Source organism: Ensifer sp. M14, assembly GCF_003355565.1.
Classification (GTDB): Bacteria; Pseudomonadota; Alphaproteobacteria; order Rhizobiales; family Rhizobiaceae; genus Ensifer.
Genome location: NZ_QJNR01000007.1, coordinates 661,495 through 676,309 on the forward strand (window position 1 = coordinate 661,495; position 14,815 = coordinate 676,309).

The 14,815-nt window shown below is 62.8% G+C and carries 11 protein-coding genes; 3 read left to right on the top strand and 8 right to left on the bottom strand.

Annotated elements, in window-relative coordinates; translation table 11 throughout:
- Positions 1-15: 15 nt before the first annotated feature.
- Positions 16-792 carry a 5-oxoprolinase subunit PxpA gene (locus BLJAPNOD_RS24765; protein WP_077501660.1) on the bottom strand — a complete coding sequence of 259 codons (777 nt, stop codon included), beginning with the start codon at positions 790-792 and terminating at the stop codon, positions 16-18.
- A 288-nt stretch (positions 793-1,080) separates the two neighbouring features.
- Between BLJAPNOD_RS24765 and BLJAPNOD_RS24770 the strand changes: the two genes are divergently transcribed.
- On the top strand, positions 1,081-2,007 hold the full coding sequence (locus BLJAPNOD_RS24770) for a LysR family transcriptional regulator (protein ID WP_077501659.1): 927 nt from the start codon (positions 1,081-1,083) through the stop codon (positions 2,005-2,007).
- A 30-nt stretch (positions 2,008-2,037) separates the two neighbouring features.
- Here the strand turns inward: BLJAPNOD_RS24770 and proC are convergent, their stop codons facing one another.
- The 6 genes from proC to BLJAPNOD_RS24800 are packed head-to-tail and all read right to left on the bottom strand — an operon-like array spanning position 2,038 to position 9,218.
- A complete protein-coding gene (proC, locus tag BLJAPNOD_RS24775; protein ID WP_244611072.1) occupies positions 2,038-2,877 on the bottom strand; it encodes a pyrroline-5-carboxylate reductase in 840 nt (279 codons plus the stop codon).
- 28 nt (positions 2,878-2,905) lie between these two features.
- On the bottom strand, positions 2,906-4,438 hold the full coding sequence (locus BLJAPNOD_RS24780) for an AMP-binding protein (RefSeq protein WP_115421784.1): 1,533 nt from the start codon (positions 4,436-4,438) through the stop codon (positions 2,906-2,908).
- 21 nt (positions 4,439-4,459) lie between these two features.
- Positions 4,460-6,226: an ABC transporter permease subunit gene (locus tag BLJAPNOD_RS24785; protein WP_077501654.1), complete on the bottom strand. Its 1,767-nt coding sequence runs from the start codon at positions 6,224-6,226 to the stop codon at positions 4,460-4,462.
- A complete protein-coding gene (locus BLJAPNOD_RS24790; RefSeq protein WP_077501653.1) occupies positions 6,223-7,302 on the bottom strand; it encodes an ABC transporter ATP-binding protein in 1,080 nt (359 codons plus the stop codon). Before BLJAPNOD_RS24790 ends, BLJAPNOD_RS24785 begins: the two co-directional genes overlap by 4 nt.
- 11 nt (positions 7,303-7,313) lie before the next feature.
- A complete protein-coding gene (locus tag BLJAPNOD_RS24795; RefSeq protein ID WP_115421785.1) occupies positions 7,314-8,390 on the bottom strand; it encodes an ABC transporter substrate-binding protein in 1,077 nt (358 codons plus the stop codon).
- Positions 8,391-8,447: 57 nt separating this feature from the next.
- Positions 8,448-9,218, bottom strand: coding sequence for an enoyl-CoA hydratase/isomerase family protein (locus BLJAPNOD_RS24800; protein WP_115421786.1), 771 nt, complete (start codon positions 9,216-9,218; stop codon positions 8,448-8,450).
- A gap of 148 nt (positions 9,219-9,366) precedes the next feature.
- Between BLJAPNOD_RS24800 and BLJAPNOD_RS24805 the strand changes: the two genes are divergently transcribed.
- Positions 9,367-10,191: an IclR family transcriptional regulator C-terminal domain-containing protein gene (locus tag BLJAPNOD_RS24805; protein WP_077501648.1), complete on the top strand. Its 825-nt coding sequence runs from the start codon at positions 9,367-9,369 to the stop codon at positions 10,189-10,191.
- 335 nt (positions 10,192-10,526) lie between these two features.
- Positions 10,527-11,681, top strand: coding sequence for an amidohydrolase (locus BLJAPNOD_RS24810; protein WP_115421787.1), 1,155 nt, complete (start codon positions 10,527-10,529; stop codon positions 11,679-11,681).
- Positions 11,682-11,892: 211 nt separating this feature from the next.
- On the opposite strand, the gene BLJAPNOD_RS24815 is transcribed toward BLJAPNOD_RS24810, so the two are convergent.
- Positions 11,893-13,047, bottom strand: coding sequence for an RHE_PE00001 family protein (locus BLJAPNOD_RS24815; protein ID WP_115421788.1), 1,155 nt, complete (start codon positions 13,045-13,047; stop codon positions 11,893-11,895).
- Between the last annotated feature and the right edge of the window lie 1,768 nt (positions 13,048-14,815).

Consider the following 14,815-nt stretch of genomic DNA (forward strand, 5'->3'; position numbering starts at 1 on the left):
GTTGCCTCCGCTATGTTATCTGGTTTTGACCTGAGAGACGGGAGCGATGCGAATGCCCTCGGCACTCAGCGCCTCCCGCATGAGGCGCACGATATCGAGCGCGCCCAGCGTATCGGAATGAAAACAGATGGATTCGAACGGGACATCGACGTCGGCGCCGGTGACCGTGCGCACCCGCCCTTCCCGACAGGCGCGAACGACCTTGCGGGCGATTACCGCGGCATCCGGCCGGCCGGCATCACGGGTGAAAACGATCGAGCCGCTGTCGTCATAGTCGCGGTCGGCATAGAACTCGCGGATGACGGGTTGGCCGACTTCGTGAGCTGCAAGCTCCGTCGCCGATCCGGCCATGCAGAAGACAAAAGCATTGGGCGCGACCGTGCGCATGTATTGCATGAAGATCTGGGAGAGTTCGCGGTTGACGGCCATCTCCATGTAAAGTGCCCCATGCGGCTTCACATGCTGCAGAGGCGCACCGTGCCGGCGGGCGAATTCGCGGATCGCGCCGACCTGGTAGACCATGTCGTTGACGAGCTCGCGGGCGGTGCCCGCAATCTTGCGGCGGCCGAAACCCTGCAGGTCGCGATAGCCGGGATGGGCGCCGATGCCGACGCCATGTTCGGCGGCGAGCCGAACCGTCTCATCCATCAGATTGGGATCGCCAGCGTGGAAGCCGGCAGCGATGTTGGCAGAGCTGATCAGCGGCATCAATGTCGCATCGTCGGTATCGCCGATGCGCCAGCGGCCGAAGGCTTCTCCCATATCGCAATTGATATCGACGACGTCGAGCAATGCCTCATCCCTCTGTTGCAGGTCGCTCTCCTGGAGATTGCTCTCCCGGCAACCCTGACCTCTGGAAGAAACGCTAGGGCGAAACACGGCATTTGAAAAATTCTATTTTCATATGGCTTGAATCTGATTTTCAGAATTCGCAGTTGCAAAAACCCTGTTTGAAAATTAGCGTCTTTAGAATGGCTTGCGCCGGAGTGCCTGGGGAATGCCCAGTTGGTTGCTCGAAGGCGCGGCAGGCTTTCTGATTTTCGAAGCCACGATATCAAATAATCAGATGGGAGATGAGCTTTGTCGATCAGCCTTCGCCAGCTTCGCTATTTCGTCGCAACCGCGGAACTTGGCCAGATATCGCAGGCGGCGATCGATCTCTCGATCTCCCAGTCCGCTGTAACCACCGCCATCAAGGAACTGGAGCGCATCGTCGGCGCCAACCTGTTCCTGCGCACGCCGAGCGGCATGGACCTGACGATGGCAGGGCGAGAGTTCCTCTCCCACGCCTACGAGATCCTGAAGAAAGTGGACGAGGCGACGCATCTGAACGTCGTCAGCAGCGCCGTCGAGGGCACGCTGGCAATCGCCGCCACCTATACCGTTATCGGCTACTTCCTGCCGCAGCATATCGAGCGGCTGCGGCGCCTGTTTCCGAAACTCGAGCTGCAACTGTTCGAGCTCAAGCGGGAATCGATCGAGGAGGGCCTGCTCACCAACCGCTACGACATGGCGGTGCTTCTGACCTCCAACATCCTCAACCCGGCGCTGACGACCGAAAAGCTGATGAGCTCGACGCGGCGGCTCTGGGTGCCCGCCCAGCATCCGCTGCTCCAACGCGACAGCGTCGGTTTTCGCGAGATCTCCGAAGAACCCTACATCATGCTGACGGTGGACGAAGCCGCGCATTCGTCTCTGAAATACTGGAGCGCCTCGACCTATCAGCCGCGCGTCAATCTCAGGACCTCGTCGGTCGAGGCGGTGCGTTCGCTCGTCGCCAATGGCCAGGGCGTGACCATTCTGTCCGACATGGTCCATCGCCCCTGGTCGCTCGAAGGCCGACGCATCGAGACGATCAACGTGCGCGACCCGGTGCCAGCCATGGATGTCGGCCTTGCCTGGCGGCGGGGAGCGGACTTCACGCCGCCGATGCAGGCGCTGCGGTCCTATTTCCAGCAGGCGTTTCACCTTCCCGGTTTGCGCGACGCATCGTTTACAACGCCCTGACCCTGGGTTAGGACTGGTTTTCAGCCACGATCAGCCAACGACGGCCAGTTCCAACGCCCGGCGGTGCGCCGCCTCAGCGGCCCGCTTCAGCAGATCGGCCAGACCCGGCTCGGCCGTCAGAACCTCGAGGGCGGCAGCGGTTGTGCCGTTCGGGCTGGTCACCTGCTGGCGCAGCTCTGCCGGAGAAAAGGCGCTGGTGCCGGCGAGAGCAGCGGCGCCACCCACCGTCTGTTTCGCCAAGGAAAGGGCCGTGTCCGCCGGCAGCCCGACGGCAATGCCCGCGTCGGTCAGGCACTCGATGAAGTGGAAGAGATAGGCCGGCCCCGAACCGGATATCGCCGTTGCCGCATCGACAAGCCTTTCCTCCGACAGCCAGTGAACGCTGCCGACCGCCGCCAGAAGATCCGTAACCTGACCCGTCTGAACCTCGTCGATATGGGCATTGCCGAAGGCTGCAATCACCCCCATGCCGATCGAGGCCGGCATGTTGGGCATGGCGCGCACGATCGCGGATTCGCCAAGCGTTGCCTCGAAGGTCGAGAGCGGCACGCCGGCGGCGATGCTGACGAACACCGCCGTCTCCCTGAACCGACGGTATGCGCCCAGCATCGAGCCGACGATCTGCGGCTTGACGGCGACAATGACCGCTTGAGGTTGCAGCGCCTCCGGCAGGCCGGACGCATCGACGTAAACCGTTGCGCCACGCGCGGCGGCGCGGTGACGAAGAGGTTCCGCAGGCTCGACCACATGAATGTCGGCGGCAGGAATACCGGCCCGATCAAGCCAGCCTTCGAGCAGCGCGAAGCCCATGTTGCCGCAGCCGACCAGCACGATTCCGCCAGACTGTTCCATCTCGTCGCCTCTCTTCATTCGAAGTTTCGCCCGCGGTACCTCGGTCCTACTGCCGTGCCAGCCGATCCCAGCAATCATCAAGCGCCGCGGGCAGCCGGTGTTTCATGATGCGCTGGCTGGGCGTGCGCTCGAACTCGTCGACGACGGCGATGTAGCGCGGGTTCTGGTAGGGCGCGAGCCGATGGGCGAGCCATCCCGACAGGTCGATCGGATCGATCGCGCTGCCGGGCTTCGGCTTGACGAACAGCTTGATGTCCTGCTCGCCGACATCGGCGGCAACGCCGATCATGGCGCAATCCTCGACTGCCGGGTAGGCGGCCGCCACATGCTCGACCTCCCAGGCGGAAACATTCTCGCCCTTGCAGCGGACGCTGTCGGTCAGCCGCCCATGGAACCAGAGATTGCCGTCGGCATCGAAAGAGCCGGAATCGCCGGTGTGAAGGGCTCCGTTGCGCAGCGCCTTTTCCGTCGCTTCCTGATTGCGCAGATAACCCTTGAACAGCGCGCCTTCCAGCGAGGTCCTCACGACGATCTCACCCTTGGCGCCTGCCGGCACCGGCGCGCCCTTCTCGTCGAGGATATCGACCGAGAACCAGGGCATAGGCTGCCCAACGGCGCCGACAACACCGGTAGCGTTGCAGGTGGTGATGCTGGAAGCTTCGGTCATGCCATAGCACTCGCGCATCTCGACGCCGAAGCGCTCCTTGAACAGCGGCCACACCTCCTTCGGGCAACCGCCGCCCCAGGCGACGCGCACCGGATGCTTGCGGTCATCTTCCCTTTCCGGCTGCTTCAGCAGTATCTGCAGAATGCCTCCGAGATAGTGGATATGGGTGGCGCCATAAGTGCGTACCTGATCCCAGAAGCGGCTGGCGCTGAACTTGTCGACCATAGCAAGCGACAGGTCCTCGATGATCGGGAGCACGATCAACTGCGCGCCACCGATATGATAGAGCGGCTCCCAGACGAAGAAGACATCGCCCGGACCCGCCACCGACAGCGTGCGCACCGCCTCGCCGGCGAGCCGGATCATGCCGTGCGTGACCAGCACGCCCTTCGGCCGGCCGGTGGTGCCGGAGGTATACATGATCGCAAACAGATCGTCGGCGGCAGGCGACTCATCGCCGAAGGCGGCACCGGAAGCCAGGATCGTCTCGAGCGACGCCGCGCCTGCCTGTTCGCCCGCGAGAATGAGCCCGGCCACCGGCAGAGCGGCACCGCTGTCGGCTATCGTTTCGGCAAGCTCCGCGTCGCAGATGACCACGCCCGGCTCGCAATGTTCCAGGATATAGCGCAGGCCCTCGCCGCGCAGCTGCGCATTGACCGGCACCCAGACGACGCCGGCCTTGGCAAGGCCGAAGAGCACGGCAAACGACAGGCGCGAATTGCGCATCATCACGGCGGCGCGGTCACCGGATTTCAGGCCGCGTTTGCGCAAATCGGCGGCAAGGGCTGCCGACATCGCGTCGAGGGCGGCAAAAGTGATCGGCTCGCCGTTGAAACGGGCGAACACCTGTTCCGGTTTGCGGGCAGCCTTGGTCGTGAAGCTTCCGAGGAAGCCTTCGAGAGATACGGTCATGGGAGGATCTCGGATGTGGTGTCAGGTGGAGCGGCGGAGTTTTTCCGCCGCCAGGAGAAGTGTCGTCACGACGATGAAGACGACGACTGAAACCGCCGCGAGCGTCGGGTTGAGCTGCAGGATCATGTCATCCCACATCTGCTTCGGCAGGGTCGTCTTAACGCCGCCGCTGACGAAGATCGCCACGGTCAGCTCGTCGAACGACGTGATGAAGGCAAACAGGAACGCCGCCGTCAGGCCGCTCTTGATCAGCGGCACGGTCACGAACCGCAGCGCCTGGACCCGGTTTGCCCCGAGCGTGGCCGCCGCCTGGTCGAGCCGCCAATCATAGCTTTTCAGCACGGCGGCAATCGCAACGAAGGCGAAAGGCAGCGCCAGCACCGTGTGGCCGATTACCAGGCCGACGTCGGTGGCAACAAGCCCCATCTGGGCAAAGAGATAGAACAGGCCGACCGCGATGACGATGCGCGGCACGATCATCGGCGCCAGGAAGAAGGCGAAGATGATGCCCCGCCAGCGCGAGCGCGAGCGGGCAAGCGCCAGTGCTGCAAAGCCGCCGATCACCGTTGCAACGATGGCCGTCGCGAAGGCGACGCCGAACGAGCGGATGGTGGCCGCAACCCAAAGGTCGGAGGTGAAGTAGGTCCTGAACCATTCCAGGCCATAGCCCGGCGGCGGAAATTCGAGGAACTGCGAGCTGGTAAAGGCAATCGGCAGGACGACGAGCGTCGGCAGCATCAGGAAGGCGAACATCAACAGGCTGTAGATGCCGAGCATGCGGCTCGAAACCGCAGCTCCCAGCAGCCGGTGGCTGCCGGACGCAATGGCGCTGCTGACGCTTGCCACCCGGTCGAGGGTCGCCAGACCGAGGGCTCGCAGGAAACCGGTCTTGCCGGCCTTGCCGTCGGACGGTTCGCCCGAAAGGCTGGAGAGACCGAAGATCCGGTCGTAGAGCCAGCACGTCAACAGCGCCGCCACCAGCATCATGGCGGCAAGAGCGCCGGCGAACGCCCAGTTCAGGATCTCCTGGACCTGGACGATGATCAGTTGCGCCAGCATCGTCTGCTGACGGCCGCCGAGCAGGGCCGGAACGATGAAGAAGCCGAGCGAGGAGATGAAGGTGAGCAGACCGGCGGCCGCAGCGCCTGGAAGCGACAGCGGGAAATAGACGAGCCAGAAGCCCTTTGCCGGCGTCGCGCCCAGCGTTCCCGACGCTTGCGTCAGCCGGCGATCGATGCCGGTCATGACAGGCAGCATGGTGAGGATGGCGAGCGGCACCATCGCATGGACCATACCGATCATCACGCCGAGTTCGTTGTGCAACAGCTCGAGCGGCTGGCTGAGCAGACCCGATCCAAGGCCGATCTGGTTGATGACGCCGGTGCGACCAAGCACGATGACCCAGGCAAAACTCTTGACCAAGTAGCTGGTCCAGAACGGCACCATGACGAGCAGGATCATCGTGCCTCGCGTGCGGTCCGGCAGGCGCGACAGCCAGTAGGCCAACGGATAGCCGAGCAATAAAGAGAAGAGCGTCGTCAGCCCGGCGATACGGAACGTGATCAGGAGGACGCGGAAGTAGACGTCAGTCTCGAAGATCCGCGCATAGTGGCTCGCGGTCATCGCACCGGTGTCGGCATCCTCAAGGCTGAGGCCCATCAGGCGAGCGACGGGAACGAGGAAGAAGATCAGAAGGAAGGCAAGGCCGGGCGCTGCGAGCCAAAGCGGCCCAAAGCGGAAGCGGCTAGAGCGCTCAGAGCGCGGAGTGGAAACGGCCACCGCGGTCATGGCGTCACCAACACGGCCGCATCGGGCGTCCAGCTCAGCGTGATTTTGTCGCCGATACCAGGCAACGCCTTGCCGGGAAGGACACGAACCGTAACGAGCTGTTCGGCCGAGATGTCGACGAGCAGCCGGGTTTCCGAGCCGGCATAGACGACCTCAGCCACGCGGCCGCTGATCTCGTTTGCACCGGTCGAGCCGAGCTCGAGATGCTCCGGCCGCACCACCAGCGCCATCTCGGCATTATTGGAAAGCCCGGTGCCATCGATCCGGAAGCGGCCGCTTGCGGTCGAAAGGTGGGCAACGCCGCCCGAGCCAAGCTCGACGCGACCCCGGAAGATGTTGGAGATGCCGATGAAATCGGCGGCAAAGGCGGTGCGCGGCCGGGCGTAGATTTCCTGCGGCGGGCCGATCTGCTCGACCATGGCGTGGTTCATCAGGCAGATGCGATCGGAGAGCGCCAGCGCCTCCTCCTGATCGTGTGTGACATAGATGATCGTGGCGCCGGTCTGCCGGTGCAGCCGCTTGATCTCGAACTGCATGTGCTCGCGCAGCTTCTTGTCGAGGGCGCCCAGCGGCTCGTCCATCAGGATGATCGACGGCTGGTAGACGAAGCAGCGCGCGAGCGCGACGCGCTGCTGCTGCCCGCCCGAAAGCTCGCGCGGGAACCGCCCGGCCAGATGGCCGAGCTGCACCATGTCGAGCGCGCCCTTGACCTGCTTGTCGACCTCGGCGCGGCTCTTGCCGCGCATCTTCAAGGGAAAGCCGATGTTCTCGGCGACCGTCAGATGTGGAAACAGGGCGTAGTGTTGGAACACCAGGCCGATGTCGCGCTTGTGCACCGGCGTGTCCGTCTCGTTGCTGCCGTCGATGAACAGGCGGCCCTCCGTCGGCAGGACCAGCCCGCTGATCATCTGCAGCAATGTGGTCTTGCCGGAGCCCGAAGGCCCGAGAAGCGTCAGGAACTCGCCGGTCTGGACCGCGACGTGCGTTGGTTTCAGAGCAACGGTGGCGCCGTAGCTCTTGGCCAATCCGTCGACGAGAAGTTTCGGGCGAGTGGCTTGTTCGGGCTTCGCGAGCATCTAATTTCCCCTTAACCCAGGATCCAGGCGTTGAAGCGCTCGGTCATTTCGGAGCGGTTGGCACTCCACCAGTCTTCGCGCGCAATGGTCATGACCTTCAGATTGGCCTCGGAGGTCGGAAGGGCAGCGGCCCGCTCCGCCGGGATATACTCATAGGCCTTGAGGTTGGTCGGGCCATAGGCGAGGAACTCGGTGAACAGCGCCTGCTGCTTCGGGTCGGCACAGAACTTGACGAACTGTCGGGCGATATCGGCGCGCGGCGAGCCCTTGGGAATGCCCCATCCCTCGATCGAATAAAGACCCTGGTTCCAGCCGATCTTGACCGGCGCACCGCCGTCGATAACCGCCTGGGCCCGGGCGTTCCAGAGCGCGATCAGGTCGACTTCGCCGCTCTGGATCAGCTGGCTCGATTGTGCCCCACCGGTCCACCAGACATCGACATGCGGCTTGATCTTCTCGAGGCTGGCATAGGCGCGCTCGATGTCGAGCGGATAGAGTTCGGCAAGCGGCACGCCATCGGCAAGCAAGGCCTGTTCCAGCGTATCGATCGGGTTCTTGCGCAGGGCGCGGCGGCCCGGGAATTTCTCGACGTTCCAGAAATCGGCCCAGGAGCTCGGGCCATTGGCGGCGTCGAAGCGATCCGTGCGATAGGCCATGATGGTGGAATAGACATCGACGCCAAGCCACAGTTCGGTGAGCGCATCGGGCATCAGCCCGGGCACGTCGGCCGCCGGCAGGTTGATCGGCTCCAGTAGATCGCGTTTCTCCAGAATGTCACGAGCGGAAAGTGTCAGCGTGCAGACGTCCCAGCTATAGGATTGCGTCTCGACCATCGCGCGGAACTGCGCGGTCGGTTCGGCGTCGCGGGCAACGTTGATGACCTTGATGCCGGTCGCCTGTTCGAAGGGATCGTAGAATGCCTTGCGGTATCCGGGGCTGTAGGGGCCGCCCGGATCGGCGACGGTCAGCGCTTCGGCGGCAAATGCGGACCGCGTGAAGATGGCAGGCGCGGCCAGGGCAACGCCCAGGCCTCCGCCGATTTTCAACAGGCTGCGGCGATCAATCAGTATGCGTTTGTCGTTGGTCATTGTTCTACCCTCTTGTTTTGGATTGCGCGCCGCCTCCCATAAGCGGCCTAGCCTTTGTCAGGCCTTGCTTGCCGCACGCCGTGCGAGAAACTGTTCCATCATCCGTGCGGGCTCGCCGGAGGCGTAAGCTTCGCGCTGGATGCGAGCGCCGGCTTCGAGGCAGTCGCGGAAACCAGCCTCTGTCATCTCCCTGAAGCGCTGTTTGTCAAGGCGCATGGCGACCGGCGGCTTGGCGGCGAGTTCATGCGCCAGCGACAGGGCTTCTTCCATGACGCGTTCCTGCGGCACGATGCGGTTGATGATGCCGATCGCCTGGCATTCTTCCGATTGCATCAGCCGGCCGCTAAGCGTCAGGTCGATGGTGCGGGACAGGCCGATCATCTCGCGCATCATCCAGGGGCCGGTGGTGCTGGCGATGCCGGAATTGATTTCCGGCTGGCCCATGCGCACACCCGGATGCGCGATGCGGAAATCGCAGAGAAGCGCCACCTGGAACGCCGAGCCGGCGGCAACGCCGTTGAGTGCCGCGATCAGCGGCTTCGACAGCGAGCGCATGGCGTCATAGAGCCGCTCCCATTCGCCCACCCACTCCTGGCCGCGGGCGCCGTCGAAGGTGCGGGTCTCGTTCAGGTCCTGGCCAGCACTGAACGCTCGATCGCCGGCACCGGTGAGGATAATGGCGCGGACCGCCTCATCTTCTTCGAAGGTCTTGAAGGCAGCAACCAGCTGTTGGCGCATCGGGCTGTGCCAGGCATTGAGGATTTCGGGGCGGTTCAGCGTGATGATGCCGACCTCGCCACGCCGTTCAGTCAGGATGAAGCGGTCCATGATTTTCTCCGTTGCAATGAAACAACTATTGCAATGCGATAATTGTTATGTCATAGTGTGATTATGTTTATTTTAGCTGTCAAGCGCCTTTTCCTAGGCTTGGCGATTCTGTTATCGATATGCGGGAAACCGCAGGGGCCGGGGATATATGGCGCGCAAGGCGAACAAGGCTGCGACAGACGAGAACGAAACGTCGGGAGAAGACCGCGATCCGTTGCTGGTGCAGTCGGTGGAGAAAGCCTTCAGGGTTCTGAGAGCCTTTGACGGCCGCCGGCCGAACCTCAGCCTGTCGCAGATCGCCGAGGAAACCGGGCTCGACATGAGCGCCGCCCAGCGCTTCACCCACACGCTTGCCAAGCTCGGTTATCTCGGCAAGAACGCCGACACCAAGCGCTTTGAGCTGACGGTGAAGGCGCTCGATTTCGGCTATCACTACACCCGCGCCAGCGGCTTCGTCGAACGCGGCATGCCCTATCTGCTGCACCTGAGCAAAGCGACCGAAGAGACCGTCAACCTCACCGTGCTCGACGATACCGACATCGTCTTCGTGTCGCGCTTCATGAGCCGCCATGTCCTCAACAACGACGTCATCACCGGCACGCGGTTGCCGGCCTATTGCACAGCCCCCGGCATCGCTATCCTGTCGGGCATGCCGGAAGACACCGCGCATGCCATCCTCGAAAGATCGGATCTCTACCCGTTTACGCCCCACACCACATGGGACATCGACGCGCTGAAGGCAAAGCTGAAACAATCCGCAACCCAGGGCTACGCCACGGCCTTCGAGGAATACTTCCACGGCGACCTGTCGATCGCGGCCCCGGTGCTGGATGCCAACGGCACGCCCTACGGCGCGATCAACATCGCGGTATCCCGCAGCCGCTATACGCCAGAAGAAACCGAAGAACGGTTTGCCCCGTTGGTGACCGCCGCCGCACGCTCGATCTCGCTCGTTGGCGGCGCCCGCAGATAAGTGTTCGACATCGGGCCGACGGCTTGAGCGATGCCTTGCGCCTCGTGCGGGACGATCTCCCCCAACCGGTGGGCGCTCGGTCCGGCACCATCAGGATCTTGTGAGACGAGATTCATCGCCCCAGCGCTCCGCCCCTCCTCGAGCGGCGGGGGTTTGAGCGGGCCCGTGGCCAGTTCGTCGCGGATCCAGTCCTCCGTATAGCAGGCCGCCTCCCGCCTTTTGCACTTTCACGGGTGGACAGAGCTGAAACGTCACTTCACATTCGCGGCCATTACTAAGGCTCGCTCTGCGGCGCTCTGCGGCGCGGCCAGATTTTCTAGCTTGGGATGTTGGGCATGTTTTTGAATGGTGGCGAACTGGACGAGATCACCGCGTTTCGGCGCGAACTTCACCGCAGGCCGGAGTTATCCGGCCAAGAGGCCGAGACAGCCAGGACGGTGACCCAAGCGCTGCGGTCAAGCGAACCGGACGCGATCGTCACCAACCTCGGCGGACATGGGGTAGCGGCCGTCTATCAAGGATTGGCCGATGGCCCGACCGTCATGATCCGCGCCGAACTCGATGCTCTGCCGATCGAAGAACTTTCGCCCCTGCCCTATCGATCCGAAATCGCCGGCAAGGGACATCTGTGCGGGCATGACGGTCACGCGGCAATCCTGATGGCTCTAGCCAAAGGCCTCTCCCAGAAAAGACCGGCACGCGGGCGGGCCATCCTGCTTTTCCAACCGGCCGAAGAGAATGGGGCTGGGGCCGCCGCCGTGTTGGCCGACCCGAAATTCGAAGCGCTGAAGCCGGACTTCGTGTTTTCGCTGCATAACTTTCCCGGCCTGCCGCTGGGGCACGTCGCCCTGGCGGACGGTCCGGTCAATTGCGCATCGCGCGGCATGAAGATCGTGCTTTCCGGCAAGACGTCGCATGCCTCCTGCCCGGAGGATGGCATCCCCCCGACCTTTGCCATGGCTAACCTTCTGGGCGAACTGACCGGCCTTGGTGCCGGAGGCCGCCTCGACGCCGATTTCACACTGGTAACCGTGACCCATGCGCGCCTTGGCGAGCCCGCCTTCGGCATCAGCCCCGGCCGTGCCGAGATCTGGGCGACATTGCGCACGCTGACAGACGCGCGAATGATCAACCTCGTCGGGAGCGCCGAAGCTCTGGTTCATAAACATGCGGCGGCCGGCGGGCTCGCTTCGTCGATCAGCTACGAGGACATCTTCCACCAATGCAGCAATGCGCCGGAGGCCGTCGGCGAACTGCGCCGAGCCCTTGCCGAGGAAGAGATCGGCCATGACAGCGGCGCGACGACGCTGCCGATGAAGGCATCGGAGGATTTCGGCCTGTTTGGGCGTGTCGCCCCCTCGGCCATGTTCTTTCTGGGGGCAGGCGAAAACCACCCTCGCCTGCACAATCCCGACTACGATTTTCCCGATGCTCTGATCGCCGTGGGTGCTCGTGCCTTTATGCGGACGATCCGTAACCTGCTCGGTTAGTTGCCGACAGCCGGAGGCCGAACGGAATCATTGCGGTCAAGCGAGTAGAAACCGACCGGCAGATCGCGCCGGCGCGATCCGGGTCGACGGCTGCCATCGTCGACCTGTGGCTTACGGTTGAAACGCCGTCTCAGCGAGCGAGAACCGCCGCCTGCAAAATTTGGCGAGACCCAATATCATCAGCGGCAACGGTTGCCGGCGCTGCGGCCGGCTACAGTATGCCCCACCCGCGATAACGCCCTCTGCCCGTCATCTCCTTGGCACCGAGTTCGCGAACCAGGTTGAGAGCACCCCTCTGGGTGACGCCCACATGCCGCGCGACCAGTCCCGCGGAAACGATCGGCCGCGACAGCAGCAACTCGATCAGGCTGGGCAGGCTGCTGTTTGAACGGCGATGGCGCACGCGCATTTCCATCTGGGTCTTGGCAAGGAGCAGCCGATCCAGTTCCTTGAGGCCAAGGTCTCCCGTGAGAACCAGAGCGTCGAGAAAAGCCCTCAGCCTGACCTCCTGCTCTTTCGATCGGCGTCGCTCGTGGCGGATTGTCTTCAGGCCGGTATTGAAGCAGAGCAAATGCGACGTCACCTTGCCGCGGGCGCGCAGATAAGCACCGACGAGCAACCCTCCCAACCAATGCTGCCTGCGAAGCGGCTCGATCTGCTCCCAGGCATCAAAGAGCATCGCGGCGCCAAGGCAGGCCGGCAGACGATCCGCCGCGGGGATCAACGACCGCCATGCCTCGAGCCGCGCACCCTCATCCCACTCGTCATCGAAAAGCAGGCCCAGCTGCCCCTTGGGCTCCGGGGCGGATGGGCGCTCCGTTCCGCCCAACCCACTGTCGCCGAGTTCGCCCGGCTGTTCATCAAGCAGGCGTTGCGACCGCTCGATCGCCGCGTCGATCTCAGCAAATTCGAGGGATAGCGGGTTGTCACCCGCATCGTCGTCAATGGCGGCGTCCTCTTCCTCCGCCGCTCCGGTCGAACGGCCCCGGTCCGCATCAAGCAACGCAGTCCCGGCAACAACCTGCTCGCCTCGAAGAACACCGAGACCGCCACTCGACAGTGCCCATTCCGGGTCAGACAGCCAGATCCGGCGGCGCGTCCGCAAGATCGCGTGCGCAATCGTCAACTCGTGCGTTGGTGCGCGGGCATCCATATGCGCATCATGCAGCACGAGGTCCTCGACGTGAACGAGCTCGCCGGCAACCCAGAGGGCACTCGCGGCATCGAAGAACTGACCGCGCTCCCGGAATCCTTCGGCGACCGGGTGGCGACCGGCACGCTCATCCAGCCGTGCGAGTCGATCTTCAGCTTCGATCGACGCAGAAAACAGCGCTTGCAAGACTGTGTTTGGGATATCGTATCGCATTACAATCACACGTTATTTTCGACAAACGGAAGAAAAGCGCGCGTTTTCTTCCGACACACAAGATGCGTGGTTTTACCGATTATTACAGTGATTGTCGTCGGGTTTCTGCATCAGTCAGCCACGCAGGCCAGATTGGGCGCCGTGGCGTTGCAGTTGAGCGCAAACCGGACACGAATCGAACGGATTTGACAGTGCGATTGTACGCTCTTGTCAGCCATTCGCAACGCGAGATAACCGAACATCGCCAGGATAACACCGCATCCTTTCTATTCCGATAACAGCTCTGAAAGCGGCAGCAAGGGGCTATCTGGCAGCGATAGGCTGACGCTCCGCGCCAAGCGGGCGGAATTGGGAGCAGACAAAATCGGAGATCGCAGATTTGTCTAGCCTGCCGGCAAGGGCAACAGGTGAGTGAGGGCTTCGTGTTGACAGCTGTCAACTTGCCGGCGAGACCGGAGTTGCATGATCACGCCAATTCTGGCGCACTCCGACCATCCGAGGGATGCCCCGATATCAGAGCCCCTTGGCAACCCGTTGCCAAGGGTTGCGCAATTCCACTCGGCCACAGCCACAGCTACAGCCACAGGCGCCGCCCACGCCATGACCACCGCTGACATTCGTCCAAAGGGGTGCTGCTGTGCCGGACAGCAAAAGCGCCTTGGCCATTGCCAGGTGGTGGGTTGCCCACCACCGCTCCACAGCTCATCGCAAATACGGCGTCCCGAACAGCATCATTTCGCAGACGCCCTGCTATTCCGCAACGAGTTGACAGCTGTCAACGGCATCCATTGTAGCCTCAAACATCTCGAACATGGCGCACCTCCTCCGACGCTGAGATGACAGGCTACCGCAACTCCGGCCACCCTACCCGCGTCGGGAAATCTTAGTGAGGATGGGACCCTGTGCATGTGTCTAAAGGCAGAGCTACCAATGGCCTTGGCCGAAGCCCACGGGCGGCGACAGCGGCGCGAATCTCCGTCAGACACAGACAAACTGCCTGCCCACAGAAACAACCGAAGCCCCCTACATTCCGTTCAATGTGATGCCACCGTCTTGCGGTCTTGCCCGCTTCACATTCTCTGCATCGAAGAATGATCCACTGCTCGCGCACTGCCACCCAGACCTGACCGCCAGCCAGGCTCATCCAATGGCGCACATAGTTCCATTGTCGCAGCCAAACCGAACGCTGGTCGCTTCTACAAATCTGGGCATTCGCAGGAAAACCAAGCCTGGTTCCGGGGGGTCGAAATCCAGACGGATACGGCCAGCAGTGTTGACAGCTGTCAACACGCCGTATGACCGCGGCAGGCACAGCCCAACTGTCTGCCAGTGGAGATCCACAGCATCGTTTCGCACTCTCGCATGTGGGAGGATGGCGCAGCGCTTTTGCCTGCGCGCAGATCTCCGGGCACGCTCCGGACGCAGAAAGTCTGACAGTCCGTGCGGACGCGCAACTTCCGGTCTCAACCGACTGATATGCAGCTCACCTTGTACCAAAGGTCCACTTGTCTTGCGTCGATGACCATAAGCGGGCCTGGGCTTCGGGTGAGGGAAGTTATCGCTGATTTAGCTTCCTTTCGAGCACCGTCCCGCTTACCGGACAAGCCCCTATCCGGTCCGTCCTCCAGCGCCGAATTGCTTTCTTGAATGGATGCGGACTCAGTGGAATACAGAAAAGTCTCCCATCCAACTCGCCCAGTTGTCCCCTCCCGGGAACTGGGGCGCAACGCCCTCTCTTCGCACGCATCCCACTTTGCCGGTCGGTACA